Origin of the sequence: Gluconobacter cerevisiae, assembly GCF_015244675.1 — a bacterium.
Taxonomy (GTDB): Bacteria; Pseudomonadota; Alphaproteobacteria; order Acetobacterales; family Acetobacteraceae; genus Gluconobacter; species Gluconobacter cerevisiae.
The window spans coordinates 101,275-128,114 of record NZ_JABCQO010000009.1 but is presented as its reverse complement, the minus strand read 5'-3'; the positions used below and the strand labels follow the sequence as shown (position 1 = coordinate 128,114).

Here is a 26,840-nt window from a genome sequence, read left to right as displayed (position 1 = left end):
CTTCAGGATCCCTATGATCTGCTCTTCCGTAAAGCGACTGCGCTTCATTCGTCCGTATCCTTCTCGATCGGACTCTACTTTAAAATGGTGACATTTCCGGGGAGCACGTCACCACCACAAGGTCGCAGACACAGTGGAAAAGGGGGATACAGAGGACGCGGAAATGATCGTGAAGCTCTTGGTTGCTCGACGCATTGTCATGCGCTCCGTACTATGCGATCGAGGCTATGCCTTGAACCAGTTTCGCGAGACCGTTTGGGACAGAGATTCTCGTCCGGGCATTCCGCCCCAGCGCAACCAACCTCAGATGTCCTACCCAAAATATACCTATCAGTACTGGCGTTCGGTCGAGACCCTGTGGTCGAGTTTCAGGAAATGGAGAGCCGTAGCCACGCGGTACGAGAAAACTGTTACCTCCTTCATGACCACCATTTGCATTGCCGCAGACTGGATCAAGACCTGACAGGGATCCTGGGTTCAGGACTTATAGCCAGAACACGACGGTTCCAGCGAGACAGATTTCCGAGAAAAAGACGATTGGGCACCTGTCGTAGCGTGGTGCGGCGGCACACCGTTCTTTGTGTCTTACCTAAAAAAATTTCGACCAAAGGTCGGTATCTGTAAGTCTATTTGAATATTTCGCTTTCGGGATTTTTTTGTAATTAGTAAATATAGAGACATTATACTCTGGTTCTTCAATCGACGAAGCGGATCTGCAGCAGGAAAATAAATCGGTGCGTTGATCAAATACTCTATTCTGTTCGCTCATCAGACAGAGGAGTCAGCGTCTGGATGAGTCGGAGCTGAACATCAGTATCAGATCATACAGCAGACGGGGCGTTATTGCTTTTGCCCAGTCGGATATGACGCGTGGCAAAATTAAAAAAACAACCCGCATCATAAGCTGCTGACTTTATTAGCATAGGAAAGATGGAATCACAGAGGGAGCCCCCGAATTAGAGAATATGTTGAAATATTTATTTATTTACGGGAATGGTTACAATGGCGCTCGAGGGTTGAGTTGTTTTTGATAGCTCTAAAAGCATTTGAGAAATAGTAAAAGCCAATTTGCTCTTGAAATCTTTTTTATCAATCCAATAATAATAGTTATCATATATAATTGACACGAATGGATTTTCCGGAATTTTCTTACTATATTTTACATTTATTATAGAATTTTCTGAATTTATAAAATTTCCGCTTTGTTTTTTTTCTGTCCCACCAGAGGACAATTCGTCTTCAGGAATATTTATTTGATAAGCAATTTGTCCCAATATTGATAACATGCTTCGAGATAAGATATTGACCTCACCTGGTTTTGGGTTGCCTACACCATAGACTACTTCCATGCGTTTATACTTTGGAGAAAAGTTCAATAATTTTTTGGTTGTTTCTGTAATTTTTTCTAAATTTGGGTTCTGTGTTGGATATATGCTTAAAAATACATGGCTTGTCTCGAAGGTTTTTCCTTTAATTTCCGGAGATTGCTGAAGCTGGATTCCGAGCAAACCTGAGGCTTGTAGTAATCTTAAATTGTGTATTAATTCAAAAAATTCTTCAGTATTGTAGTTAGTGCTATTATCCATATCGCCGGAGTTTTTTGAGAATGGTCTATTATTGCTCATAGAATTAATCGATTGAGCTGAAAGCTGTAGAAGGATATCAATAGGCAGCCCTCCCATTGCTAAAGGTAATAAACTCGCAGGAGGAAGGGGGCGCAGAAAGCTGTGAGCGTAAGCGTCTCCCGTTACAGGTTGAAAAGTAAAGGTTGGATTTTGTTGTAACTGCGCAGCTATTCCTCCATTGGGGCGAATAGGGAATGTATCTGAAGCAACTCCCAGAAAAGCGCTTTGTTGGAACTGATAGCCTGAGATCAATTGTGTGGTGTCTAAAAGCCCTGGAGTGTCAGCGTACCGGAGTCTGACGAGGTTTTGGAGAGTTTGTCTTTTGTTTGATTCTATAATTGATATAGAATATTCGTCCTGATCTTTACCAAGTCTCTGTGATCCTATACTATAGCATCCACCAAGTATTAAGCTTGAAGAGATGAAAATAACTTTTCTTATATTTTTCATAATATAATTCCGAAATATTATTAAAAGGTATATTTCATATAATATCATTCTTACTATGAAATACATATGAATATAATTTATTTGTCAAGTAGCGTTTTTTTTGAATTCGATTGTAAATATTCCACGAGGTTTCTTTGATTTTCTCAGGTCGAAAACTGATAACGCGTGATAGAGAATATTGATTGGGTTGGTTTTCAAGATTTCATGCTTTTTTCCCGCAATGAAGACCGATAATTTATCCATGACGTCTGATTGAAAAAACATGCTCCGTATAAAATCGAATGATCGATGCTCGCCATTCGGGTCGGACAGGGGGTTTTTGTTTTTATGATCCTCTGAATAAGATCCGAAATGCTGTAGGATTAGCAACCTTAGAAAAGGCATCGAAATGGTCTTAGAGCCTAGGGCCTGTTAGGTCTTGATATAGTCTGCTGTAGCAGCGATGAGGATGACGGAGAAGAAGGATGCGGCGGTCTTCTCATATCGGGTCGCGACAGCCCGCCATTCCTTGAGTCTTGCCCACAGATTTTCGACCAGATGCCGGTGTCTGTAAGCCCATCTGGGACAGGCGACTTCCGGATCATTCTTCCTTGGCGGAATGACAGGGCGAGATCCCCGGTTCCAGAGATATTCACGGAATTTATGCGAGGCATACCCACGGTCACAGACGACATAGATCGGTGAGGACGGCAGATCGTCGAGCAGGGCATAAGCGGATGGCAGTTCGTGTGCCTGTCCGAGCGACAGCGTGAAAGACAGTGCCTTGCCATGTCCATCCGCAGCTACACAGACCTTGGTGCCAAAGCCTCCACGTGAGCGGCCAAGCGCCTCACGGTCTCTGCAGCGTTCACTGTATCCCCTTTTTTGGCGGCTCCGGCCGCCTTGTGATGGGCACGGATCGTCGTGCCATCGAGAAAGACCATGCCCAATGCCGGCTCCGCGCCTCTGACCTTTTCAAAGAGGCGCTGCCACACACCAAGCTTCGACCAGCGAATGAACAATTGTGCGGCAATCCACCAGGGACCAAACTCAGGCGGAAGGGCGCGCCATTTCGCGCCATTCTGATGGCGCCAGAAAATCGCGGAGATCGTCCGTCGAAGGTTTTTCGGTGGGGTCTTGCCCTTCGGACGGACTTCCTCGATCAAAGGCTCCCAGACGGACCAGGCAGCATCAGAAAAGACAGACTGCATCATGCTCATCATAAACAGCTATGCAGTCCGTTCTGTCATTCAAGACCTAACAGGCCCTAATCAGATGAGAAAGACTTTTCTCAAAAATTCGTTTCCTTATGTGAAATTCCCCCTCAATTAAGGTAAAAAAGGCTAATCCCAGAGAACCGTCCTAATTAAGGGGATGTGTGTGGATATGATTTTCTTTTATGCGTTTTCTTCGGTAATCTTCTTTTTTTCAGGAAGGTTTGGAAAATGGCTATTAAAGATCCCGTGGTCATCGAACATCTCAACACGCAGCTTACGAATGAACTGACGGCAATTAATCAGTATTTTCTTCATGCCAGAACGCTGAGACATTGGGGCGTGACGCATTTGGGGAAAAAAGAGTATGACGAATCCATTGAAGAAATGCGGCATGCGGACTGGTTGATCGAACGAATTCTATTTTTGGGTGGGCTGCCGAATGTGCAGCGTCTGAACTCGATTCTGATTGGTCAGACGGTTCAGGAAATTCTGGAATGTGATCAGAAGCTTGAAGAAAAGGCCATCCAGGACCTGCGGGAAGGCATTGCTTATTGTGAGAGTGTTCGGGATTACGTCTCGCGTGACCTGCTTCTGAAAATTCTCGTTAATGAAGAAGAGCATGAAGATTTCATTGATCGTCAGTTCGATCTGATCAAGCAAATCGGGATTGAACGCTACATTCAGAAAAATTCTGCTGCGGCACCTGACCAGGATTGAGTAAGCATTTTATTTAAAACAGCCCGGCATTGTCCGGGTTGTTTTTTATGCGGCGCTCAGATGTGCTTGTTCAGACTGAGCTTTCTGCATGGCAGATCTCAATAGACAGATAATGCCGGGGACGCAGTTACCGCATTTTGCTGTGCACTTTCGTGCTGAGTAGATTTCTGCTGGCCGAGACGCTCCGTTGTGAATTGCGATTTCAATGTCTTGATGGGACAGCGCATTGCATGAGCAGACGATCATGGAAAAACAGGCTTTCGTTCACAGAGATCGATCTGCAAAACCTACCTTAAATGCAAATGGTTCGCAAATGCATTTTATTTTCATTTGATATCAGGGAGAATCCTGACTGATCCAGCGTTGAACGACGGGGCGGATTGCGAAATTGCTCTGGATGCGGACGACGCCTGGAAGTCGTGAGAGTTCTTCCTTGTGAATGCGCTCATAGTCGGCAAGGTCTCGGGCGGCTACGTGGAGGAGGTAATCGGCTTCTCCTGTCATGAGATAGCATTCTCTTACATCCGGGCATTCCCGGATACGGGCTTCGAAGCGGCGAAGTGTTTCGTCTGTTAGTCGTTCGAGTGTGATCTGTACGATAACAGTTGTCAGCTTCTGGGCTGAACGTTCGTCGATGACGGCGCGGTAGCCTCGGATGATGCCGCGTTCTTCCAGCAGGCGCACGCGTCTTAGGCAGGCGGATGGAGAAAGTCCGACACGTTGTGCCAGATCGGCGTTGCTGAGGCGTCCATCGTGCTGGAGGATTCGGAGGATGGATTCGGTGGTACGGTCGAAGATCATGATAGAATTATCGGTCTATTTTCGCATTTTTGATCATGTTTTTTTCGATAACTGAAAGATTATACGATTATTCGGCAGGATATTCTAAGGTGGAATGGGATATTTTCGTCTCTCATGATGAATGCATGTCCTGATTCTTTGTGGCCTTCCTTTCGCGCCGGAGCCCGCCTGACGGTGGATTTGGGGGCGATCGCGTCCAATTATCGGTATCTTCAAACGCTGGCTTCGGGCGCTTCGTGTGCGGCTGTCGTCAAGGCCGATGCCTACGGACTGGGTATTGAGCGCGTAGCACCGGTTCTTGAGCAGGCGGGGGCACGAGAGTTTTTCGTCGCGCATGTCGATGAAGGTATCAGATTGCGTTCTGTGGTTTCAGAAAAAGCCCGGATTACGGTGCTTCATGGCCCGAGACCGGATGCGTCGGCAGAGTGTGTGCAGTATGGTCTGAGGCCGGTTCTGAACAGTCTTGATCAGATTGCGGTATGGCGGTCTGAAGCGCTCAAGGCGGGGAGACCGTTGGAAGCAGCTCTTCAGGTCGACAGCGGGATGTCCCGGTTCGGGCTTTCCAGTGCCGATCTTGATGCACTGCATGAGGACGGAAGGCTTATGGATGGCCTGGAGGTCAGCCTCGTCATGAGTCATCTGGCTTGTGCAGACACACCGGAGAATTCTGCCAATAGCGCTCAGAAACAGCAGATGCTGAAGATGTCTGCGCGGTTGCCGTCTGCGCCTTTGAGTCTGTCGGCGTCGTCGGGAATTTTTCTGGGACCGGCCTTTCATCTGGATGTCGTTCGTCCGGGAGCGGCATTGTATGGAATTGCACCCAATCAGAACGGTCCGAACCCGTTGGCTCAGGTCGTCAGGCTTCAGGCGCATGTCTTGCAGATTCGTGAAATTTTTCCGGGTGAGGGGGTTGGTTACGGGATGACATATCGTCCTGATCAACCGCGGAAAATTGCGACTGTGGCTGTCGGATATGCGGATGGTTTTTCACGACATGGGGCCGGGCAGGGCTGTGCTTGGTTTGAAGATATCTGTCTACCGATTCTGGGGCGTGTTTCGATGGATTCCCTGATCGTGGACATTTCGGATGTGCCGGAAGGAAAGCTGCGGGCGGATATGATGGTGGATCTGATCGGCCCCCGGCGCAGTGTGGACGATGTGGCGGAGGCAGCAGGAACAATCGGATACGAGGTCCTGACCTCTCTCGGGCACCGTTTTTATCGGGAATATGTTGGAAATGGGGAAGCGTTCCAAAAGGACGATTGACATTCCAGCATGGAAAACAAGATAGACGAACTGAAATCGGACTATGTCATGACGGCATGGTCTGTCGTAACAAATCGGAATTCTCATGTATCTCCGCCGTGACAGAGCTTTGACTGCCGTATCCATTATGTTGGACGTCGCTTTCCATGCAGGGCGATCCGGGGTGGTCAGTGGTGCGGATATTGCCCGCCGTGGCGATATGCTGCGACGGGGGATTGAGCCTGTTTTGCAGGGGCTCTCCCGGGCCGGACTGCTGGCAAGTGTGCGAGGGCCGAAGGGTGGGTATCGTCTTGGCCGGCCGCCGCGGACCATTACGTTGAATGAGATTGTCCGGACTGTGACGGAAGATCCGGAAATGCAGGAGGAAGGTACCAATCTTCTGCGGGCCAAGGTGCTTGAGCCTTTCTGGCAACAGATGGATCAGGAGGTATCGGAAAAAATGGCATCCGTTACGTTGGAACATCTGCTTCAGAACGCGGAAGAGGCCGGGATGCAGCGTCCCAGCAGGGCGCCAATTTCCTTTTCCATATAACTCTATAAAAAAGTATTTTGAAAAAACCACAAAATAGGTTTTAGAGGAATGGATATCTTACCATGAGGGATCACCCTTTGATCTGTCATGATAAGTTCCATGTCCTTGATGTTGCCTCTGCTTGCCTTTTTGGAAGCGGGGAGGAGGACGCATTCATGACGGAGCCAGCCTCAGAGTAAGGTCCGGATTCGTCAGGAAGGTGAGCGCTGATGAAACGTCCTGTAAGACTTGAGCCCGGTCAAAAGCTGGTTCTGACGGCCAACCGGCTGCTGGACGGTCGTACCGTATGGTGGCGCGAGGACGGAACCTGGGATCTTCGGATCGGGCATGCGGTTCTGCTGGATGCGGATGTGGCTGAGGCGGCGCTTTCCCGGGCGCTGGAAGAGTCTCAGCGCGAGGGTGTTGTCGGGGTGTATGATACGGCTGTTCTGCCGGTAGTTCCCCCCGAGCCCGTGACTGTTCGTGAAAAAATCCGGGCGCATGGCCCGACCGTACATCCGGAATTTGCAGTGGAGACCGCACAGTGAGCGTTCCTGTTGGTCATTATCAGTATGACCGGATTGACCGGGATTTTCTTCAGGCGCGGATTGCCGAGTTTGAAGGGCAGGTGAAGCGTCGTCTGGACGGGACGCTAAGCGAGGACGAGTTCAAGCCTCTGCGGCTGATGAACGGGCTGTATCTTCAGCTTCACGCTTACATGCTGCGGGTGGCCATTCCTTATGGCATTCTGGACAGTCGGCAGTTGCGCAAGCTGGGTGAGATCGCCCAACACTATGACCGCGACTATGGGCATTTCACCACGCGGCAGAACATCCAGTTCAACTGGATCCGGCTGGAAGATACGCCGGATATCCTGCGCGAACTGGCTGAAGTGGACATGCATGCCATCCAGACCAGCGGGAACTGCATCCGCAATGTGACGTCGGACGAGTATGCCGGGGCTGCGGCGGACGAACTGGTGGACCCGCGGGTTCATGCGGAAGTTCTGCGGCAGTGGTCCACGCTGCATCCCGAGTTCACGTTCCTGCCGCGCAAGTTCAAGATTGCGATTTCGGGCAGTCCGAATGACCGGGTGGCGGCGCGTTTCCATGATATCGGGATTCTGGCCCGTCCGGGTGATGATGGGACTCCGGTGTTCCGGATTTTCGTGGGCGGAGGACTGGGGCGGACGCCGGTGATCGGCGAAGAGCTGTTTGACAGTGTTCGGGAAGAGCATCTTCTGGCGACGCTTGAGGCGATCCTGCGCGTCTATAATGCGCATGGGCGGCGGGACAATATTTACAAGGCGCGGATCAAGATTCTGGTTCAGGCAATCGGGGTTGAGGCCTATCGTGAGGCTGTTGAAGCCGAACTGGACCAGATGGAGTTGGACCGGTATCGGCTGACTCCGGAAGCGGTTGCGGCGATCCGGGCGCGTTTTGCCATACCATTGCTTGAGGCGCCGGACGACGCGGATGCCGTGCTAACGCAGCAGCGGCGGGACGATCCGCTGTTTGATCGCTGGGTGCGGAGCAATACGCATGTTCATCGCGATCCGGGACATATTATTGCAACGATTTCGCTGAAACCTGCGGGAGGGATTCCGGGAGATGCGACGTCGGGGCAGATCGGGCGTCTGGCGGATCTGGCGGATGCGTATTCGTTTGGGGAAATCCGGATTACGCATTTGCAGAATGTGGTTCTGGGGCATGTCCGTAAGGACCGGCTGCGGGATCTGTGGCTTGGGCTGTCGGAAGTCGGGTTGGCAGAGGCGAATATCGGGCTGATCGGCGATATCGTGGCGTGCCCGGGGCTTGATTACTGTGCGCTGGCGAATGCGCGGTCCATTCCGATTGCGCAGAAGCTGGGTGCGCGCTTTGCGGATACGGCGCTCCAGGCGGAAATCGGGGCGTTACGGATCAATATTTCAGGCTGCATCAATGCCTGTGGACATCATCACGCCGGGCATATCGGACTTCTGGGCGTGGACAAGCGAGGAGAGGAGTTCTTCCAGTTGACAGTTGGTGGTCGGGCCGAGAATGGTGCGGCGCTTGGGACGATTCTAGGGGCAGCGCTTCCGGAAGACGAGACCGTTGATGCGATTGCGCGGCTTGTGGACTGCTATCTCGGGCTTCGCGAGAGTGGAGAGACGTTTCTTGAGACTTTGACGCGTCTGGGGCATGAGCCTTTCAGGGAGGCGGCATATGAAGCTGTTTGAACTCGGTGAGCGGACTGCGCAGGTTCATGATGTGCTGGTGACGGTTGCGGAACTGGCGGAGCGGGATGATGCGCGGGCTGTTCTGCTGGAAAGTGCTGACGATCCGGCGCTTCTGCGACCTTATCTGAACCGGCTGGATCTTGTGGTGCTGCGGTTTTCGATCTTCAGGGATGGGCGTGGGTTCACGCAGGCCCGGGAATTGCGGGAATATTTGCGGTTTTCTGGTGAAATCCGCGCTGAAGGGCATATTCTGCCGGATCAGGCGGCGTTTCTGCGTCGGTGTGGGGTGGATAGTGTCGTTCTGCCAAAGAATGGCAATGGCGATCCGGGCTTGTGGGAGAAGCAGCTTCGACAGTTTCCGATTGCGTATCAGCGGTCAGTTCTGCCGGAGCGTGCCATAGGATCGGGGTTCAGGGTTGAAGAGGCGCCTTAACGGGCGCCGAACCAGCCGCGCCGCCAGAACCAGAACAGCGGCAGGATAACCGACACAACCATCAGGATCAGGCTGTAGGGATAGCCGTATTTCCATGCCAGTTCGGGCATGTCGTGGAAGTTCATGCCGTAGATGCCTGCGATCAGGGTCGGCAGGATGCCAATGGCGCTGACGACGGTCAGGACTTTCATGCCATCGTTCTGTTCGATGCTGATGAAGCCGAGTGTGGCGTCGAGGAGGAATTGGACCTTGTTGACCGTCTGGGCGTCGAAGTCGTTGAGGGACGCGATGTCTCGCCCTGCGACCTTAATGCGGGTTTTGAGGGTCTGCGGTTCTTTCTCGGTTCTGTCGCCGATATAGATCAGGACGCGGTCGAGGCCGAGCAGGCTGTCGCGGATCATGGAGGCGAGATCACCGCTGTGGCCGAGGCGGCGGAGGGTTTCGCGCAGCATTTCGGCAGCTCTGGCCGGATCGCGGGGGCTGCCGGTACTGAAAACGCGTTTGGAGATGGCGTCGAGGTCCCGACCCAGGCCTTCCAGGATGTCGGCGAGGCGGTTGATGACTTCCTCGATGATTTCGATGAGAATCTCGTTGGCGGAAGGGTTGCCTTTGGCCGGATCACGTTCAGCCTGACGGCGTCCAACGATATCGAAGCCATAATAATCGGTATAGCGGACGGTGATGAGGTGGTTGTCTGTCAGGACAAAGCCGATGGGCAGGGAGAAGGCTGTATTTTCCTCGCGCCGGACGAGCGGGGTCGAAAGATAGAGGACGCCATCCTGTTCATGATGGCGGGAGGAGCTTTCGATTTCCTCAAGTTCGTTCCGGCGCGGGATATGAGTGTTGAGGGCCTTTTCCGCACGAGCGACTTCGTCGAGAGTCGGGTTGATGAGGTCGAGCCAGACCGCTTTGGAGATATCGACGTCCGGTCCGGTTTCCCGGGCCGGAGCGCCTGCGGGGCGCACGAGGAACATCAGGCGGATCCTTGAGGGCAATGGAAAGGCTGTAAGGCTCCCTCATGTCTTGCCTGACGCGGGATCGCAAGATGTATGGGGTGGGAATTGTTGCGGAAGATGCCTGAAAACGGCGAGACGGATGGACGGCAGGGGCTGCTCTTGGTATCGCATTGGGGCCCTGAAGTGGAATTGAGTGCGGTATGACGAACACATCCTCCCCCCTATCTTCCTCTCTGGCCAATTCGCTTCGTTCCGGCCCTGACGAACGGGGACGGTTCGGGATTTTTGGCGGTCGCTTCGTTGCGGAAACGCTGATGCCGCTGCTGTTCGAACTGGATGAGGCCTATCGTGCCGCGCAGGTGGACCCCGCGTTCCGCGAAGAGCTGGACTATTATTTGAAGGATTATGTCGGTCGTCCGAGCCCGTTGTGGTTTGCCCGGCATCTGACGGAAGAGCTCGGCGGCGCGAAAGTTTATTTCAAGCGTGAAGAGCTGAACCATACAGGGTCGCACAAGCTCAACAACGTCATGGGGCAGATTCTCGTGGCCCGGCGGATGGGCAAGACCCGGATTGTCGCAGAGACGGGGGCGGGGCAGCACGGTGTGGCGACGGCGACGGTCTGTGCGCTGTTCGGTCTGAAATGTACCATTTACATGGGCGCGACGGACGTTGAGCGGCAGAAGCCCAATGTGTTCCGCATGCATCTGCTGGGTGCGGAAGTGAAGCCCGTGACGGCCGGGGCGGGGACGCTCAAGGACGCGATGAACGAGGCCATGCGCGATTGGGTGGCCAATGTTGCGGATACGTATTTCCTTGTAGGCACGGTGGCCGGGCCACATCCGTATCCGGAGATGGTTCGTGATTTCCAGTCTGTGATCGGGGTTGAGACCAAGGAGCAGATCACTCAGGCTGAGGGGCGTCTGCCGGATGTGATTGTCGCGGCCATTGGTGGTGGCTCGAACGCGATGGGGATTTTCCATCCGTTTCTGGATGATGCGGATGTGCGGCTGATCGGTGTTGAGGCGGCGGGGCATGGACTGGATTCCGGGAAGACGGCGGCGTCCATCTCCCGTGGTCGTCCGGGTGTGCTGCATGGCAACCGGACCTATTTGCTTCAGGACAAGCACGGTCAGATTGAGGAAGCGCATTCGATCAGCGCGGGGCTGGATTATCCGGGGATCGGGCCGGAGCATTCCTGGCTGAATGATATTGGCCGGGCCGAGTATGTCGGTGTGACGGATGAGGAGGCGCTTGAGGCGTTTCAGGTCTGTACGCGAACGGAAGGCATCATTCCGGCGCTCGAATGTGCGCATGGTCTGGCGCATGTCATGAAAATTGCGCCCACGATGGCGAAGGACCAGATCATCGTTCTGAATGTCTCCGGGCGTGGGGACAAGGATATCTTTACCGCGGCGCATCATCTGGGAGTGAATCTGTGAGCCGGATCCAGACACGTTTTGCAGCTCTGAAAAAGGAAGGGCGCGGGGCGCTGATTCCGTATCTTCAGGCCTGTGATCCGGATTATGACACCTCGCTGGAACTGCTGCGGGCGATGCCGGCAGCGGGGGCGGATCTGATCGAGATCGGTGTTCCGTTTTCCGATCCGTCTGCGGATGGGCCGACGATTCAGGCGGCGGCCCTGCGTGGGCTGAAGGCCGGGGCGACGCTAGGGCTTGTGCTTCAGATGGTCCGGACATTCCGGGAGACGGACAGTGAGACGCCGATCGTACTGATGGGATATCTGAACCCGATCGACAGTTACGGTCCGGCGGAATTCTGTTTCGATGCGGCTCAGGCCGGAGTGGACGGGATTATTGTTGTCGACATGCCGACCGAAGAAGCGGACCTGCTGGATGCGCATGCGCGAGAGGCGGGGCTGGACATTATTTCGCTCGTGGCGCCGACGACGTCGAACTCCCGTCTGTTCCACGTGCTGCGGGATGCGAGCGGTTTTGTTTATTATGTGAGCATTACCGGAATTACGGGGACGAGCAGTGCGAGTGCTGCCGATCTGGAGAAGGCGCTGCCGCGTATCCGGGAAGCGACCAGCCTGCCAGTGGCGGTCGGGTTTGGGATTTCTACCCCGGAGCAGGCGCGGACGGCATCTCGGATCGGGGATGCGGCTGTTGTGGCCTCTGCTTTGATCAAGACCATGGCGGGTACGCTTGAAGACGGGCGGGCAACGGAGCGGACCGTTCCGGCTGTTCTGGCGCAACTTGAGGAATTGGCTGCGGCGGTTCGGGCTTAATTTTCGGGCCTGATCTTTGACGCTACGGCAGGTTCGGCCTGCCGTAGCGCGTTTGATCAGGTGTTGTTGCGCAGGGAAAATCCGAACATCACTGTTGCGAACCCTGCCATCAGCAGTTCTACGGCGATGAACATACCGATCAGCCAGAGGCCGGACCAGGGTAGCGTCATATAAAGCAGAATACCCACGACCAGCGTGATAAGGCCGCTGAAGGCCAGCATGATCCAGCTTTTGTTGGTGCGGTGACCACCGGCCCAGAAGGTCCGGGCAAGGCCGGCGAAGATCAGGCAGCCTGCGAGAATGGCCGTGATGAAGATCGAGCCGGTTGCGGGCTCCTCGATCAGGAGGAGGCCGCCCAGGATGTAGAGGCCGCCGATCAGTCCGGAGAGCCACTGGTTCGGGACGGGGAGGCCGCGGTGGGCGAAGCTCTGCATGACTTGTGCGACGCCGCCGATGATCATCAGGACGCCGAGGACCACCATGCTGGCGAGAGTGGTGGCGATGGTGTCGAGGGCGGCCAGAATGCCCAAGACGATCAGGACAGCGCCGAAGCCGATGAACCAGCCGGGCTTGAGACCTTGAGGGTTGGGAAAACGAAGCGTGTTGAAGCTGTCGGACATGGTTTTCTCCGTTTGGAAACGTGATCTGTTTTGGCGGGTCTCTGTCGGGAGGCCTGCCGGTTCCGTGACACAACGCGTGATCTTGTGGTTTGTATCAGGGAGGATGACATGTTTTGTGATGCGGGCGGGAGAGATAAGCTGGGGCTGCTGACGGTTGGGCTGGCATAATTGATGCCTCGGCGTTAAAACGCGCCAGAGAATGTAGCCCTTTGCCGGGCTTTACCCCACTCCGTCCTTTGTCCTGAAGGCGGGCAGAAAGTAATGAGACGACATGAGCTGGATGACTGACTACGTCCGACCCAAGCTGCGTGGCCTGCTTCAGCGGGACGTGCCGGACAATCTGTGGACCAACTGTGAATCCTGCGGGCAGATGATGCTCACCAAGGAGCTGGAGCGATCCGAGAAGGTCTGTCCGCATTGCGGTCATCATATGCGCGCGACGGCGAAGGAGCGTCTGGGCTGGACGTTTGATGGGGGAGAATACACCACTATCGAACTGCCGAAGATGCCGGTTGATCCGCTGGGGTTCAAGGATTCCAAGCGATATACGGATCGCCTGAAGGATGCGCGGAACAAGTCCCATCTCGATGAGGGGCTTGTGGTTGCACATGGTCTGATCAAGAGACAGAAGGCCGTGGTGGCGGTGATGGCACCTGAGTTCCTGTTGGGGACCATGGGGGCTGCGCTGGGTGAGGCATTTGTTGCGGCCTGTCGTCTGGCTGTTCTGCAGAAGGCACCGTTGGTGGTCTACACGGCCTCGGGCGGGGCGCGAATGCAGGAAGGCGTTGTCAGTCTGATGCAGATGCCGCGGACGACGATCGGTGTGCAGATGCTTCAGGAAGCGGGTCTGCCGTATGTTGTTGTCTTTACGAATCCGACGACGGGTGGTGTCTCGGCGTCCTTTGCGATGCTGGGAGATGTACATATTGCCGAGCCTAATGCGCTGATCGCGTTTGCCGGGCCACGCGTCATTCAGGATACCGTTCGCGAGAAGCTGCCGGAAGGCTTCCAGCGGTCGGAGTATCTGCGTGAGCATGGGATGGTCGATATCGTGGCCAAACGCTCTGAGCTGCCGGAACTGCTGGGACGGATTCTGGGTATGATGACGCGCCAGAAAACCGTTTCTGACGCAGCGGCCTGATGACTGCGGAGCTTGGGGTGCCGGTTCGGCTGTCCGGTGAATATCAGGGGCGGCCTGGTGCCGTGCTTGCGCGCCTTCAGGAGCTTTATCCGGCGTTGATCGATCTTTCGCTGGGGCGGCTTGAAGTGCTGCTGGCGAAGCTGGATCACCCCGAGCGTCATCTGCCGCCCGTTATTCATGTGGCGGGTACGAACGGCAAGGGCAGTACCTGCGCTAATCTGCGGGCGATTGCCGAAGCAGCCGGGCTGCGGGTGCATGTCATGAGCAGTCCGCATCTGGTGAGCGTGACCGAGCGGTTCCGACTGGCGGGGCAGCTTGTGGACGAGGATGTGCTGGTTGCAGCGCTCGAGACGGTCGAGCGGATCAATGCTGGTGCCCCGATTACGGTTTTCGAGGTTCTGACGGCTGCGGGCTTCCTGCTGTTTTCGCAGGTGTCGGCGGATCTGGTGGTTCTGGAGGTCGGGCTTGGCGGACGGCTGGACGCGACCAATGTGGTGCCGAAGCCTGCTGTCTGCGTGATTACGCCAGTCAGTCTGGATCATGAAGCATTTCTGGGCAGCACTGTCGCGGCGATTGCCGGTGAAAAAGCCGGGATCATCAAGGCGGGAGTTCCGGTTGTTTCGGCGGCTCAGGCACCGGACGCTCTGAATGTCATTCGGCGCCGGGCTGCGGAACTGGATGCGCCGCTTCGGGTGGTGGGACAGGATATTTTCGTCACTGAGCGGGTGGATGGTCTGGATTACCGGGATGCGGACGGGGTTCTTTCGTTGCCGCTGCCTGCGCTGAAAGGCCAGCATCAGGCCGGGAATGCGGCGTTGGCTGTGGCGGCTCTGCGTGTGTCAGGGTTGAAGCTGCCGCTTTCGGCCTATCAGGGGATTGCCCGGACGTTCTGGCCTGCACGTTTGCAGAAGTTGGACGGAACGCTGGCTCGGATGTTGCCTGAGGGGTGGGAGCTGTATCTCGATGGCGGGCATAATCCAGACGCTGGACAGGTTCTTGGGACGGTGCTGGAAGTCTGGAAAGACCGACCGGTACACGTGATTGCGGGTGTGAAGCAGACGAAGGATGCCTCCGGGTTCCTGAGGCCGATTATCGAACGGGCTGCTTCGGTTCAGGCAGTTTCGGAGCCGGGGCAGCATCTGGCGATGCCGGTTGAGGAAATCGTTGCTGCATCGGGCGGGCGGGCGATTGCTGGACCGACTGTCAGAGCTGCGCTGGAGCGACTTGTTTCTGAAGAGGGCGCTCCGGCTCGTGTGTTGATCTGTGGCAGCCTTTATCTGGCGGGTGTGGTGCTGGCAGAGGATGGCTGGATCGCCAGTTAATCCGTTTCTGGTGATGGAGCGGGATGTTAGAAGGACGCGTGAACATGATCGAATCGCATTCCTCTCCGTCCGCCTCTGAGGCTTCCTCGAACGATGGGGATCTGGGTCTCCTGTTGAGACGCAGTCCTCCGTCCAGTGTTGCTGCCGAACAGGCGCTGCTGGGCGCCATCCTGACGAATAACAAAGCTTATGAGCGGGTTTCGGACTTTCTGGAGCCGGCCCATTTTTCCGATCCGCTGAATGGGCGGATCTATGAAGCGATTGCCCGGCGGATTGAGCGGGGGCAATTGGCTGATCCCGTGACCATGCGGGCCGAGTTCGAGCATACTGGTGTTCTGGATGCAGCGGGCGGGCCTGCGTATCTGGCCAAGCTGTTGACGGCGATGGTGGGGATCGTCAATGCGGGTGATTATGGGCGGGTGATCCATGATGCCTGGGTTCGGCGGCAGCTGATCGATATCGGCGAGACGGTCGTCAACAATGCTTTTGGTGCGCGACCGGATCTGGACGGGTCAGATCAGATCGCGGCGTCCGAAGAGGCGTTGTTCAAGCTGGCGACGGAACGGGGCCAGGAAGGCGGTTTCGTTTCTTTTACCAACGCTTTGACGGAAGCGGTCAAGGTCGCGACAAAGGCCTATCAGCGGACAGGCGATGTGGTGGGTCTGACGTCGGGTCTGCGGGACTTCGACAAGCGGACCGGCGGTTTGCATCCTTCCGATCTGATTATCCTTGCTGGTCGTCCTGCAATGGGGAAGACAGCGCTTGCCACCAAGATTGCGTTCTCGGCGGCTCGGTCGATTCTGCGGGATGCTGAGGATAGTGGGGAGAAACCAAAGGGGTCGGTTGCCATCTTCTCGCTGGAAATGTCGTCCGAGCAGTTGGCGACCCGTATTTTGTCGGGTGAGGCTGAGGTTTCGGGTGAGAAGATCCGTCGCGGTGATATCGGGCAGAAGGAGTTCGACCGTTTTGTCCGTGTGGCACGGGAGCTTCAGAGGCTGCCGCTCTATATTGACGATACGCCGGCGATTTCCCTGTCGGCTATGCGAACACGCTGCCGACGGTTGGCTCGGACGCAGGGGTTGAGCCTTGTTGTTGTGGATTATCTTCAATTGATGCGGCCTGCTATCGGCACCAAGCCTGACAGCCGTGTTCTGGAAATTTCGATGATTACACAGGGGTTGAAGGCGATTGCGAAAGAACTTTCTGTTCCGGTGATTGCGCTATCCCAGTTGTCGCGTCAGGTCGAATCGCGTGAAGATAAACGACCGATGCTGTCGGATCTACGCGAATCGGGCTCGATCGAGCAGGATGCGGATGCGGTCATGTTCGTTTATCGCGACGAATATTACCTACAACAGCGTCAACCCAAAGACAGCGCCTATGATAGCAACGACAAGTTTCAGGTTGCGACAGAAGAGTGGCAACGCAAGATGGCGTTGGTGCATAACAAGGCCGAGCTGATTCTTGAGAAACAGCGTCATGGGCCTACCGGAATGATTCAGCTATATTTCGAAGGTGAATATACCCGCTTTGGGGATCTGGATGTTATTCACGAGTGACTCTCCGCAAAGGATGAGTGACTTTGGAAGACGTTGCGTTTTGATAAACATGTCCCGTTGATGGAGCCTGTTTTTGGAGCAGAAAAAACGGCGCGCCTTTTTTTGCTCCCTTCAGTATAAAACAGATACAGAACGTCTTAATTTGTTAATTAATATCAAACAAATATAGATTCTGTAAAAAATCGGTGTCTGAAAAAAGCTGAAATATGAAACTCTTCCCATCAGTTTCGTGAGGAAATGATGAGGGGAAGACTGTGTTTTCTTTCCCCGACTATGGCTGCAATGCAGGGAAAATAGGGCAGCTCAAACCCGTCATAATGGCTCAAAGCCATATTTGTTTCTTGACCCAGTGGCACAGTGCCATTAATTTATCGTTAATCGACGGCTGCCATGGGGGCGGTTGGCGGGGAAGGAAGGGAGCCGGTCATGAATTCAGAAAATCTGATGACCGGGGATGTTTCCGATTTGTTCATTCCATCGATAAAGCGGATTTATCGTGTTGTATCGAATGGGGGGCACCTGAATGCGTATGGAAACCAGTGAAACGGTCACTAATGGATCTCCTCATCTGGTCTCTTGGGCGGATCAGGTGTGTCGGAAGACGTGTTTCTGTCCGTGTTCGGAGCCATGTCTTGCCGCTGGAGCACCAACTCTGGGTGTAGGGCAGCCAGTCGCAGGGCCAGTTCTTCGTCGGTACGACCGTTCAGGACGCCTTTCAGAAGAAAATCGGTCGATACGCGCAGCCGGTTCGAGAGCGCCGCGATGAGAAAGACGCTGGGTGCACGGTCGCCGCGTTCGATCTTGTTTAGCGTGGAAGCATCTACGCCCAGCAGGCGGGCGCACTCGCTCTGGTTGGGCATGACGAGCTCACGGGCCCAGGAAATGCGAGTTCCTATGGCTCGTTGGAGTGTAGTCAGAGAGTCAGGGCGCTTGTGTTTGGCCATAAGGCCTTTTTAGCAATGGCTTTATGCCAAATCCAGAAGAAGTTTTTTTTATCATGCGCTGTGGCATTTTGCCAAAAATATAACGGTTCCGTATTAAGAAAGGATGTTGAAATGAGGCAGGTCAAATCAGGTCCCGTACCGCGTCGTGTGTCTGCAAGTGCTCTTGCTGCCATGCTTGCTTCTGATGGTTGGCTACCGGAGCGTGGAAATGCGCGCAAGGGGCGCCGCCGTTCCGTTCAAAAAACGTCCGGGGCGTCTTTTCCGAAGGCTCGCATAGTGACGGATAGAGAAACTGCTGAGGCCCTTCCTGCGGGACATCCAGTCAGTTGGAATGCATTGTGGGGGGCGGATCTGGTGCCGGTTTTTCCTGGATTGCAGCCGATGGGTGGCCGTGATGTTGATGTGGAGATCAACTGATGCTCGACAGAATACAGGAGGTATCTTCGTTGAGGGGATGCGGTGTGACTGAAATCGTGGTGAAGCCGACGGCGGAGCGATACCATCATTCGGAAATCCGTGAAGTCGGCAAGACGTTTCGGGTCGTGAACGCGGTGCAGTCGATGTACGACGCGGGTGACATTGGGGATGGAGAACTGGCTGCCGCGGATCGTTGGTATCGTGAATACGTCTTTGCGTCTTTGGGAGTAATGGAAAATCCATCGTCTGATGGGCGTGTCAGGGAACGGGGTGACATTCACACCTGGATGATAGGGCGAGGCCAATGTTCTGCGCGGTTGACGCAGATTCGCGATATGCTTGGTCTGTGTGCTCATGTTCGACTGGAAATGCTTCTGGCGCGTGAGATGTCGTTTTCGGCCATGGCGCGACATCTTTACCCGGCTTTGTCGGAGGGGCGTGCGCGGATGAAGGTTTCGGCTCAGTGCGCGTTGCTTTTGGAACAGCTCGCGCATGTTTACGATGTAATTTCTCAAAAGAAGAATAAGAAAAAATCTGTCAACGATAAATTACCTATTGCTATGTGAGCGCGGTTTTGGTATAAAAAATGCATACTGAAGAATTATACATAAATATCCAAAGCCGGTCTTCTGAAAAGAAGGTCGGCTTTTATTTTGGAAGTTTCCTGATCGATGGAAAAATGTGACATTTCTTCTGGTAGCGTTGTATTGTCTGGTCGTCAGACTTTTATTGTCCTTCAAAGGAAATCAGCCTCACTTGTGGGATGTCCTCTTGTGTATGAGGGGGAGCCGGTTCATCGGGCTGATGTCGCTTTGGAATGGCATGAGCTGGTGGAGGCGGGTCTTTCACGCCTGGATGTGAGATGCAGGTCTATTCCTTGTCAGCGTTCGGTTCTGTCAGTTCGGCTGATCGGACAGGTTGCGCCGGAAACTCTGGCGCGCGTGGTTGTGCAGGCCGAGCGGGAGCAGGTGCGGCGTAATGTGGAGGCTCAGGCACGGACAGGAACGTGCCAGAATGTCGCGCGTCTGCGGCAGAAGCCGGTTCGGGCTGTCTGGCTGGAGGGGAGTATGATGAGCCGCAGGGAGGCTGCGTTGAGAGCAGGCTGATGGTTGGTTCTCAGGTCGATCTGAGGAAAAAGGTTGAAGCAGATGGGTGAAGAAATATCCGGCAAATGTTCCTTGCGGCGGGAGCAGTCAGAAGAACGGAAAAAAAGGTTTCTCGAGTATCTGTCTGTAAGTGGGAATATTTCGGAAGCCGGACGTGTTGCGGAGGTCCGGCGAAGTACGTTGTATCTCTGGAAAGAGACGGATAAGGATTTTTCGTCCCGTTGGGAGGATGCTCTGGAAGAAGCTGCAGATGCTCTGGAGGCGGAAGCGCGGCGGAGAGCCGTAGAGGGATATGATGAACCCATTACGTATGCGGGACGTGTCGTCTGCGATCCGGATACGGGAAATCCGATTGTTCGGAAGCGTTACAGTGACGGTTTAATGGCGTTTCTGCTTCGGGCGCATCGTCCGTCCCGTTTCAGGGCTGGTATGGAGGCTGATGGACGTTCGGGGATAATCTCGATCAATATCAGTAGTGATGACAGCGCCCTTTAGACTGAATGACTCGCAGCGTGATGCGGTGCGGCTGCTCGGTGGGCCGGCACGACATATTCTTCTGAGGGGTGGGTCGCGGTCGGGGAAGACCTTTGTTCTGGTTCGGGCCGTTGTGATACGGGCGCTGAAGGCTCCGGAAAGTCGACATGGCATTTTTCGTCATCGTCTGACGGCGCTGAAGGCGTCGGTTTTGCGGGATACGTTTCCGAAAGTCATGCGGATGTGTTTTCCGCAGGTCGGGTGGAAGCTGGACCGGCAGGATTGTGTTGTGACGTTCCCGAATGGATCGACGATCTTTTTCGGGGGGCTGGATGACGAGCAGCGGACCGAGAAGATTCTGGGTCTGGAGTTTGCGACTGTTTATCTGAACGAGGCTAGTCAGATCAGTTATGGCGCGCGGAATATGCTTCTGACGCGTCTGGCGCAGAAAACGGATCTTGCGGTCAAGGAATATATCGATGCCAATCCGCCGGCGATGGGGCATTGGCTTTATGCGCTTTTCGAAAGCGGGATCGAGCCCAAGTCGGGGGAGCCAGTGGGGGATCGGTCGCTTTATGCGACGATGATCCTGAATCCGCAGGCGAACCGGGACAATCTGAGCGAGGATTATCTTGCCAGTCTGGAAACGCTTCCCGAGCGGGAAAAACGGCGGTTTCTGTATGGTGAATATCAATCGGTTGTCGAAGGGGCGCTGTGGCGGCTGGAGATGTTTCGGCGTGAGGCGGCGATTACGGCGCAGAGCCGGACAGATGTGGCAGCTCGGATGCGGCGTATTCTGGTGTCTGTTGATCCTTCGGGGGCGGCGGGGCCGGAAGACTACAGGTCCGACGAGATCGGGATTGTGGTCTGCGGCGTTGACGCGGCTGGTGTGGGGCATGTTCTGGAAGATCTGTCTGCCCGGGATAGCCCGGCGGGCTGGGCTGCCAGGGCCTTGCGGGCATTTGATGACTGGGGTGCTGAACGCATTGTTGCGGAGCGGAACTTCGGGGGGGCTCTGGTAGAGGGCACGATCCGGAGTGTGCGGGCGCATGCTTCCGTCAAGCTGGTAACGGCGGCGCGGGGTAAGGCGGCGCGCGCGGAACCGGTTGCGGCACTCTACGAGGTTGACAGAGTGGTTCATCATGGCCGGTTTACGGCTCTGGAAGATCAGCTCTGTCATTTCTCGGTCAGTGGATATCGCGGGCCACGGTCTCCGGATCGGGCGGATGCGATGGTCTGGGGGCTGAGTGAACTGATGCTTGCCGGAAACGGTGGCATGACGGGCTGGAGCTCGTCTGGATTTTCGCTGGCGCGCTGAGCCGACCGTTTCAGGTCGGCGAGTGGCCTGAAACAATGGAGAACACATGGACTGGTTGTCCCTGCAACAGCGTTATGCTGTTCCTGCGGGTGCGTCCGCGCGGACGGCGCGGCTGCTGGCGCTCAAGCGTGTTCTGGATGGGACGCAGTATGATGCGCTGCCGCATCCGTTCTCGATGGAGAAGTCGGGAGCGGGAGAATATATCCCGCTATCCAGCCGTCGTCCTTCGGTCCGGACCAATCTGTGTCGGACGGTTGTGGATGAGGCAGTTTCGCTCCTTTTTGGTGATACGCACTGGCCCGGTTTGGTGACGGACGAGGTGCGGGTGGCGCATGCCATGAGCACGTTTGCTTCGCAGACCAAACTGGCGTCGCTTCTGATGGAGGCGGCGCGGCTCGGGTCTGTCGGCTCGGTTGCGATCCTGTTTGAAGTGTCGGCGGGGGTTCCGAAGCTGTCTGTTCTGGAAACGGCGTATCTGACGCCGTTCTGGGATGATGCGACGGGCGAACTGTTGCGGGTTGAGGAGCGGTTTCTTGTCCGGGGGCGGGATCTGGCGGCGCAGGGTTATCCGATTGCGGATGAGCTTCTGGGTGCTCAGTTCTGGTGGCAGCGGGTCTGGACGCCGGTGGACTGTGCGGTGTCTGTGCCCTGGCTGGTGGGAATGGATGGCGGCGTTCGGGATGAAAGCCGGTCCGTTCGGCATGGGCTGGGGTTTGTACCGATTGTGTGGACGCGCAATCTGGGTGGACCCTGTGGGCGCGATCCGGAAGGCGAGTGCACGTTTGAGCGGGCCATCGATACGGTGATCGAAGCGGATTATCTGCTGTCTCAGGCGGGGCGGGGGCTGAAATATGGCTCCGATCCGACGCTTGTCCTGAAAACGGGTGGTTTTTCCGATGGAGTGGCGCATCAGGGGGGCGCAGCTTCGGCGCTGACGCTTCCGCCCGAGGGCGATGCGAAGCTTCTGGAGATCAACGGAAATGCTGCGGGTGCGGTGCTCGATCATTATCGGGAACTGCGGCTGGTGGTGTTGGAGCAGCTTCACGGAAACCGTGCGCATGGTGACCGGGTCGGCGGGGCGCAGTCCGGCAAGGCCATGGAAATGATGTGTCAGCCGCTGATCTGGCTGGTGGATCGTTTGCGGCATTCCTACGGGGAAGGTGCGTTGCTGTCGATTTATCGGATGGCGTGTCGCTTTTCCTGTGTTCTGGAGAACGGGCTGCGGCTTGGGGGCGAGCTGGTCAAGGATCTGCCGTATTGCCGCATGAGTTTGCGGTGGCCGGCATGGTTTCCGTCCACGGACCCGGAGTTGCTGTCGCTGGTGCAGGGGCTGGTGGTGGCGGTTTCCAATGGAATTCTGAGCCGCGAAACTGCGGTTCGGATGTTTGCAATGGCATCGGGAAATTCTGATCCGAATACGGAATGGAAAATGCTGGAGCAGTGGTGTGCTTCTGAACAAGCATGAGTGTTGACGGGGGAATGATGTCCGGAACTGATGACACCATTGAGGATGTGGATGCTCTGCGTCAAGCGCTGAATGAAGCGCGGAGCGAAGTTGAGGCGGTCCGTCAGGAAATGACGGATGTTGTGACGCGGCAGGAGACGCTTCAGCGCAGTCATGAAGAAGCGCTGGCACGGGTGCGGGAGGATAGTAACCGGGAGGTTATTGTGTCGGCACTTCGGGCAGAGGCAATCCGGAATGGTGCGCATAATCCTGATGATGTTGTGCGGTTGATTGATCTTAGCGGGATTGATCGGGGCGAAGATGGGTCGGTGATCGGTGTGTCCGAGGCTTTGCAGCAGGCCCGTCAGGAGCGGGCTTATCTGTTTGGCGAGGTGCTGCGGCCTGGATATTCGAGCGGGACGACGGTCGGGCAGGCAGCGCCTCGTCCGGGTGGGATCGAAGCGTTCAATGCGCGGGCCGTCAGCGAGGCTGATTACGAAACGCGCAAATGGCAGTTTCTGGCTCAGAAGTGAGCCTCGGGACGATATTTGACCGGGTCTGATGGCAGACCGGGTTCAGACAACACATTTACGGAAAAAATACATGAGCATTGATAATTTTCCTGTTCAGCTTCAGGCCGCCATTCAGCAGGGTTTTCTGGCCCGAGAATTCGAGAATGGTCTGAAATCCCGTTTGGGTTTCCGTCAGGTTGCTGATCGCGAAGTATTCCCGAACGCCATTGGTGAGACGCTGACGAAAACACGCAAGAGCCTTAAGGCGCCTGTAACGACGCCGCTTAATCCGACGGGGAATACCAATTTTGATAATGGTCTGAGCCCGTCTGGGTGGGCCGTTGAACAGTACACGCTGTCTATCAACCAGTATGGCGATACGATCGACCTGAACATGGTGACCAGTGGCGTGGGGATTGCGTCGCAGTTTCTGGCCAACGCCAACACCAATGGTGTGCAGGCGATGCAGTCTCTGGATCGTCTGGCGCGCAATACGCTGTTTGGTGGTGCGCAGAATGGCGTGGGCGGCTATCTGGGCGGCAATACGCGCGTGACGACGACACTGGGGAGCGCTGGGAATACCATTTCGGTTGATGACATCCGGGGCTTCCAGTCCGTGATCGTCAATGGTCAAGTCACGGCGATCAGTGCGACTCATGGCATGACTGTGACAGTGGGTAGCGATGTCTACACGCTTGTCAGCGTGGCAGCGGACGGGATGAATGTGTCTACAGCGCCGGGCGGTGTTTCTGGGCAGATGACATTCTCGGCATCCGTTTCGGTTGCGGATGGTACGGAAGGTCAGGCGGTTGTGGCATCCACGGCGCCTATGGTGATCCGTCCAAATGGTCGTCTGACGACGGCTGCGTTGCAGACGGCGAGTGCGAACGGTCTGGCGGATACGCTGGGTATCCAGCAGGTTCTGGCGGGTGTGGCGACGCTGCGGCGCAACAACGTGCCGATGATTAATGGTGCGTATCACTGTTATCTGGATGATCTGCAGCTTCTGTCGATGTTCCGCGATCCGGATTTCAAGCATCTGTATCGTGGTGCCTATGGTTCGGAAGAGTATCGTTCCGGTCAGGTGATTGAACTTCTGGGCGTGCGGTTTATTCCGACGACGGAAGCGCCGCAGCAGGCGTCGCTTGGTGCGGGTTCCATTCATCGTGCGCTTTTGCTGGGGCAGGGTGCTCTGATCGAAGGTGACTGTGCGCTGACGGGACATTCCGACATTCCGGATGCCGAGCGGGCGCTGATCGAGATGGTGGACAGCGTGGCGATGGTGACGCGTGAACCGCTGGATCGTCTGCGCCAGATTATTGCGCAGTCCTGGTACTGGATTGGCGGTTTTGCTCTGCCGACCGATGTGACGGCGGACATGACGGTCATTCCGACGGCGACGAACAGCTATCTCAAGCGGGGTGTTGTGATCGAGAGCCTTGGTACGGATGCTCTTGGTCTGACGTTCTGACCTATTTCCGGCCCCTGTCTTTGAGGCGGGGGCCTTTCTTGCGGGGGGAATGACATGTCCGGAACGGTTGGTTTATCGACGGATATTCTCTCGGAAGGAGAGAAAATGGATATCCGGCGGTTCTGTGGGTATCCCGCGGTCGGATCACGGGAGAGAAACCAGGAATCCTGGCGTTTCTTTCAGGTTGAGGGCGCGCTGGAATGGCGGATGAATTATCTGTCTGCGGCGGAGTTGCAGCAGATCCGGCTTTATCTGTCGCAGCTTTATCCGCTCGAAACCGCAATTACGGCGTCGTCGGACAATTTGGATACGGCGCGGGCGGCCAGTTGGTATCGCAATGGTCGTGAAGTGCAGGATCGGATGATGCTGTTTACGCTGTGGCGTCGTCGTCTGTGTGCGTTTCTGGGCGTGACGGGTGGACTGGAGTTGCAGGACGGCCGGGCAATCGTGGTTTGAGGAGTGCGGTGTGCAGCAGGCAATGATCGCAGCCCGGCTTTCCAGAGGATATGCCAAAGCAGCACAGGTTCTGGGAGCTTCGGGCGAGCAGTATCGTCCTTCGAGCGGTCTGTCGCCGATGAGGGTGGTTTATGCGCAGCCGATGCTGGCTTTCGACGTAGATGCCGGGTTTTCGTTTGAGCGTCCGATCGGATGGGGGATCCCGACGGAATATGTTCTGACGGATCACCGGGATGATACGCAGGTGGGCGATATTCTTGCTGCGAGTGGCCGGACGTATTTCGTAGCGTCCGTGGAGCCTCTGCGGCCACCGCTCTGTGTGGTGTGCAGTCGCACCGTGTCGGTCAGTGGTGTTACGGGAGTGGTGCAGACGCTCGTCTCGGAGTGTCCGGCGGCCATCATCATGCGTGCGAAGGGAGAATCTTCGGGAAGTGGTGTTCCGGGGGCGACACGGCCGGGTCAGTCTGCGATGTATCTTCCCCTTCTGCCGGGAGTTGTTCTGACGCCGTATATGACGGTTACGACCGATTTGGGGACGACCTATACGGTCAATGCGGTGGAAATATCTGGGTTCGGTATCCGGTGTACCATGTCGTTTCAGCAGGTCTGAGGGGGGAGAAGAATGACGGATGCCTCCAAAGTCGGGCTGGCGCTGGCTTATAATTGTGCACAGATTCTTTATCCGCAGGGGCTGTCGGGTGTTTCGGTGACGGGTCGGCAGGTGGTGTTGCGGCGGGGATGGCTGTTGCCGAGCGATCTTTTTGCGGCTCAGAATATTCGCAACAACATCGATTTCGTAACCGTTACGATGGCGCCGCGGAAAATGCCGGACTGGGCGGAACCACTGGGACGGCCCTGGCGGGTGCAGCAGAAGGTTGAGCCTACGGTCGGAGTTGTCGTAACGAATGGGGCGGTTGAGATCGTTTTTTCCGGAACTGCGACGCCGGCGGGAGTTGTGGCGATCTGGCTGGATGATATGCCGCAGGGAGGAGAATCGTCTGCGGCTTATGCTGTGACGGCGCAGGATACGCCCGAGACGGTTGCTGCGGCTTTGGCGGCGGCGCTGACTGGCGGTGTGGCGACTGGTGCGGTTGTCAGTGTGCCGGGGCGGGTTCTGAATGGTCGTGCCGGTGGGTACGGCCAGTCGGTGCGGGTGACGCGGCGTCAGGCGCAGCTTTACCGGGTTTCGATCTGGACGGCAGATGCGACGGCGCGGGAAACGCTGGCATCTGTTCTGGATACCGCGCTGGCAGAGCAGAGCTGGATCAGTACTCTGGACGGGCGGGAGGCTCAGCTTCGCTTTCAGAGTGTGGAAGACGTCGACACGATGCAGAACGAGGCGTTGTATCGGCGGGATTATTTCTATGAACTGGTATTCGACACCCTGCAGGTGCAGTGGGCGTCCGAAATGCTGTGCGGGATCAGAAACCTGTCCGCAGGGGAGGGGCTTTCGGCACCGTTCGGAGTTCTGGCTCCTGGGGCGGCGAACCAGACGGTGACGGCGGCTCTGGAGGCCATGCAGGTTGTGGTTGCGGCACAGGCAGCCGCTTCGGCCTATCCGGGCCTGAGTGTTGACCGTTTTGGAACGGTGGTTGCGCTCGGCGGCTGACGAAGAAGCTGAATCACAAGGCTGAA

The 26,840-nt window shown here is 55.7% G+C and carries 30 protein-coding genes; 23 read left to right on the top strand and 7 right to left on the bottom strand.

Annotated features, from left to right (window positions below; all coding sequences use genetic code 11):
- Positions 1-163 precede the first annotated feature (163 nt).
- The gene (locus tag HKD21_RS14650; RefSeq protein ID WP_194255790.1) at positions 164-463 is read left to right on the top strand and encodes a transposase; all 300 of its coding nucleotides are present in this window, start codon (positions 164-166) and stop codon (positions 461-463) included.
- Positions 464-977: 514 nt separating this feature from the next.
- Here HKD21_RS14650 and HKD21_RS11275 read toward each other — a convergent pair.
- Entirely contained in the window at positions 978-2,075 is a 1,098-nt protein-coding gene (locus tag HKD21_RS11275) for a hypothetical protein (RefSeq protein ID WP_194255789.1), read from the bottom strand.
- Between the two features lie 411 nt (positions 2,076-2,486).
- Positions 2,487-3,265 (bottom strand): IS5 family transposase gene (locus tag HKD21_RS11270; RefSeq protein WP_407646572.1). Its coding sequence is split into 2 segments (ribosomal slippage): positions 2,487-2,911 and positions 2,911-3,265, totalling 780 coding nucleotides; the frame shifts between segments, so codons are not numbered across the junction.
- Between the two features lie 234 nt (positions 3,266-3,499).
- Between HKD21_RS11270 and bfr the strand changes: the two genes are divergently transcribed.
- Positions 3,500-3,988 (top strand): bacterioferritin, encoded by a 489-nt coding sequence (bfr, locus tag HKD21_RS11265; protein ID WP_194255803.1) that lies wholly within the window; start codon positions 3,500-3,502, stop codon positions 3,986-3,988.
- A 45-nt stretch (positions 3,989-4,033) separates the two neighbouring features.
- Here bfr and HKD21_RS11260 read toward each other — a convergent pair whose 3' ends face one another.
- On the bottom strand, positions 4,034-4,234 hold the full coding sequence (locus HKD21_RS11260; RefSeq protein WP_194255788.1) for a (2Fe-2S)-binding protein: 201 nt from the start codon (positions 4,232-4,234) through the stop codon (positions 4,034-4,036).
- 90 nt (positions 4,235-4,324) lie between these two features.
- Positions 4,325-4,789 (bottom strand): Lrp/AsnC family transcriptional regulator, encoded by a 465-nt coding sequence (locus HKD21_RS11255; RefSeq protein ID WP_194255787.1) that lies wholly within the window; start codon positions 4,787-4,789, stop codon positions 4,325-4,327.
- A 114-nt stretch (positions 4,790-4,903) separates the two neighbouring features.
- Between HKD21_RS11255 and alr the strand changes: the two genes are divergently transcribed.
- From alr to HKD21_RS11230, 5 genes are all read left to right on the top strand, one after another.
- Positions 4,904-6,055: an alanine racemase gene (alr, locus tag HKD21_RS11250; protein ID WP_194255786.1), complete on the top strand. Its 1,152-nt coding sequence runs from the start codon at positions 4,904-4,906 to the stop codon at positions 6,053-6,055.
- Positions 6,056-6,140: 85 nt separating this feature from the next.
- Positions 6,141-6,587 carry an RrF2 family transcriptional regulator gene (locus HKD21_RS11245; protein ID WP_194255785.1) on the top strand — a complete coding sequence of 149 codons (447 nt, stop codon included), beginning with the start codon at positions 6,141-6,143 and terminating at the stop codon, positions 6,585-6,587.
- 209 nt (positions 6,588-6,796) lie between these two features.
- Complete coding sequence (locus HKD21_RS11240) at positions 6,797-7,114, top strand: DUF2849 domain-containing protein (protein WP_194255784.1); 318 nt, start codon at positions 6,797-6,799, stop codon at positions 7,112-7,114.
- The gene (locus tag HKD21_RS11235) at positions 7,111-8,784 is read left to right on the top strand and encodes a nitrite/sulfite reductase (RefSeq protein WP_194255783.1); all 1,674 of its coding nucleotides are present in this window, start codon (positions 7,111-7,113) and stop codon (positions 8,782-8,784) included. The genes HKD21_RS11240 and HKD21_RS11235 overlap by 4 nt, the downstream gene beginning before the upstream one ends.
- Positions 8,771-9,217 carry a DUF934 domain-containing protein gene (locus tag HKD21_RS11230; RefSeq protein ID WP_194255782.1) on the top strand — a complete coding sequence of 149 codons (447 nt, stop codon included), beginning with the start codon at positions 8,771-8,773 and terminating at the stop codon, positions 9,215-9,217. The genes HKD21_RS11235 and HKD21_RS11230 overlap by 14 nt, the downstream gene beginning before the upstream one ends.
- On the opposite strand, the gene corA is transcribed toward HKD21_RS11230, so the two are convergent.
- Positions 9,214-10,191: a magnesium/cobalt transporter CorA gene (corA, locus tag HKD21_RS11225; protein ID WP_194255781.1), complete on the bottom strand. Its 978-nt coding sequence runs from the start codon at positions 10,189-10,191 to the stop codon at positions 9,214-9,216. The two genes, HKD21_RS11230 and corA, sit on opposite strands and share 4 nt — an antisense overlap.
- A 182-nt stretch (positions 10,192-10,373) precedes the next feature.
- Here corA and trpB point away from each other — a divergent pair, with 182 nt between their 5' ends.
- Entirely contained in the window at positions 10,374-11,612 is a 1,239-nt protein-coding gene (trpB, locus tag HKD21_RS11220) for a tryptophan synthase subunit beta (protein ID WP_194255780.1), read from the top strand.
- The gene (trpA, locus tag HKD21_RS11215; protein ID WP_194255779.1) at positions 11,609-12,421 is read left to right on the top strand and encodes a tryptophan synthase subunit alpha; all 813 of its coding nucleotides are present in this window, start codon (positions 11,609-11,611) and stop codon (positions 12,419-12,421) included. The genes trpB and trpA overlap by 4 nt, the downstream gene beginning before the upstream one ends.
- 56 nt (positions 12,422-12,477) lie before the next feature.
- Here trpA and HKD21_RS11210 read toward each other — a convergent pair whose 3' ends face one another.
- A complete protein-coding gene (locus HKD21_RS11210; protein ID WP_194255778.1) occupies positions 12,478-13,041 on the bottom strand; it encodes an HdeD family acid-resistance protein in 564 nt (187 codons plus the stop codon).
- Positions 13,042-13,312: 271 nt separating this feature from the next.
- On the opposite strand from HKD21_RS11210, the gene accD reads away from it, so the two are divergent.
- Genes accD through HKD21_RS11195 form a run of 3 tightly spaced genes read left to right on the top strand, consistent with a single transcriptional unit; the run spans position 13,313 to position 17,063 of the window.
- A complete protein-coding gene (accD, locus tag HKD21_RS11205; protein WP_194255777.1) occupies positions 13,313-14,182 on the top strand; it encodes an acetyl-CoA carboxylase, carboxyltransferase subunit beta in 870 nt (289 codons plus the stop codon).
- Positions 14,182-15,504 (top strand): bifunctional folylpolyglutamate synthase/dihydrofolate synthase, encoded by a 1,323-nt coding sequence (locus tag HKD21_RS11200; protein ID WP_194255776.1) that lies wholly within the window; start codon positions 14,182-14,184, stop codon positions 15,502-15,504. The genes accD and HKD21_RS11200 overlap by 1 nt, the downstream gene beginning before the upstream one ends.
- Positions 15,505-15,548: 44 nt before the next feature.
- Entirely contained in the window at positions 15,549-17,063 is a 1,515-nt protein-coding gene (locus HKD21_RS11195) for a replicative DNA helicase (protein WP_194255775.1), read from the top strand.
- A gap of 551 nt (positions 17,064-17,614) precedes the next feature.
- Here HKD21_RS11195 and HKD21_RS11190 read toward each other — a convergent pair.
- On the bottom strand, positions 17,615-17,923 hold the full coding sequence (locus tag HKD21_RS11190) for a helix-turn-helix domain-containing protein (RefSeq protein WP_011252760.1): 309 nt from the start codon (positions 17,921-17,923) through the stop codon (positions 17,615-17,617).
- Between the two features lie 72 nt (positions 17,924-17,995).
- Between HKD21_RS11190 and HKD21_RS11185 the strand changes: the two genes are divergently transcribed.
- The 11 genes from HKD21_RS11185 to HKD21_RS11135 all read left to right on the top strand — a co-directional run bounded on the left by HKD21_RS11185 (position 17,996) and on the right by HKD21_RS11135 (position 26,814).
- Complete coding sequence (locus HKD21_RS11185; RefSeq protein WP_228121381.1) at positions 17,996-18,424, top strand: hypothetical protein; 429 nt, start codon at positions 17,996-17,998, stop codon at positions 18,422-18,424.
- Between the two features lie 53 nt (positions 18,425-18,477).
- Positions 18,478-18,990, top strand: coding sequence for a hypothetical protein (locus HKD21_RS11180; RefSeq protein ID WP_407646571.1), 513 nt, complete (start codon positions 18,478-18,480; stop codon positions 18,988-18,990).
- Positions 18,991-19,182: 192 nt separating this feature from the next.
- Positions 19,183-19,530 carry a hypothetical protein gene (locus tag HKD21_RS11175; protein ID WP_322782932.1) on the top strand — a complete coding sequence of 116 codons (348 nt, stop codon included), beginning with the start codon at positions 19,183-19,185 and terminating at the stop codon, positions 19,528-19,530.
- Between the two features lie 42 nt (positions 19,531-19,572).
- Positions 19,573-20,025 carry a hypothetical protein gene (locus HKD21_RS11170; protein ID WP_194255771.1) on the top strand — a complete coding sequence of 151 codons (453 nt, stop codon included), beginning with the start codon at positions 19,573-19,575 and terminating at the stop codon, positions 20,023-20,025.
- On the top strand, positions 20,009-21,322 hold the full coding sequence (locus HKD21_RS11165) for a phage terminase large subunit (RefSeq protein ID WP_194255770.1): 1,314 nt from the start codon (positions 20,009-20,011) through the stop codon (positions 21,320-21,322). Before HKD21_RS11170 ends, HKD21_RS11165 begins: the two co-directional genes overlap by 17 nt.
- Before the next feature lie 46 nt (positions 21,323-21,368).
- Positions 21,369-22,787, top strand: a complete 1,419-nt coding sequence (locus HKD21_RS11160) for a phage portal protein (RefSeq protein ID WP_194255769.1) — start codon at positions 21,369-21,371, stop codon at positions 22,785-22,787.
- A complete protein-coding gene (locus HKD21_RS11155; protein WP_228121379.1) occupies positions 22,784-23,299 on the top strand; it encodes a phage scaffolding protein in 516 nt (171 codons plus the stop codon). The genes HKD21_RS11160 and HKD21_RS11155 overlap by 4 nt, the downstream gene beginning before the upstream one ends.
- A 70-nt stretch (positions 23,300-23,369) precedes the next feature.
- Positions 23,370-24,749 (top strand): DUF4043 domain-containing protein, encoded by a 1,380-nt coding sequence (locus HKD21_RS11150; protein ID WP_194255768.1) that lies wholly within the window; start codon positions 23,370-23,372, stop codon positions 24,747-24,749.
- A gap of 54 nt (positions 24,750-24,803) precedes the next feature.
- Complete coding sequence (locus HKD21_RS11145) at positions 24,804-25,205, top strand: hypothetical protein (protein WP_194255767.1); 402 nt, start codon at positions 24,804-24,806, stop codon at positions 25,203-25,205.
- Between the two features lie 10 nt (positions 25,206-25,215).
- Entirely contained in the window at positions 25,216-25,815 is a 600-nt protein-coding gene (locus HKD21_RS11140) for a hypothetical protein (protein WP_194255766.1), read from the top strand.
- A 12-nt stretch (positions 25,816-25,827) separates the two neighbouring features.
- The gene (locus tag HKD21_RS11135; RefSeq protein ID WP_194255765.1) at positions 25,828-26,814 is read left to right on the top strand and encodes a hypothetical protein; all 987 of its coding nucleotides are present in this window, start codon (positions 25,828-25,830) and stop codon (positions 26,812-26,814) included.
- Positions 26,815-26,840: the final 26 nt, after the last annotated feature.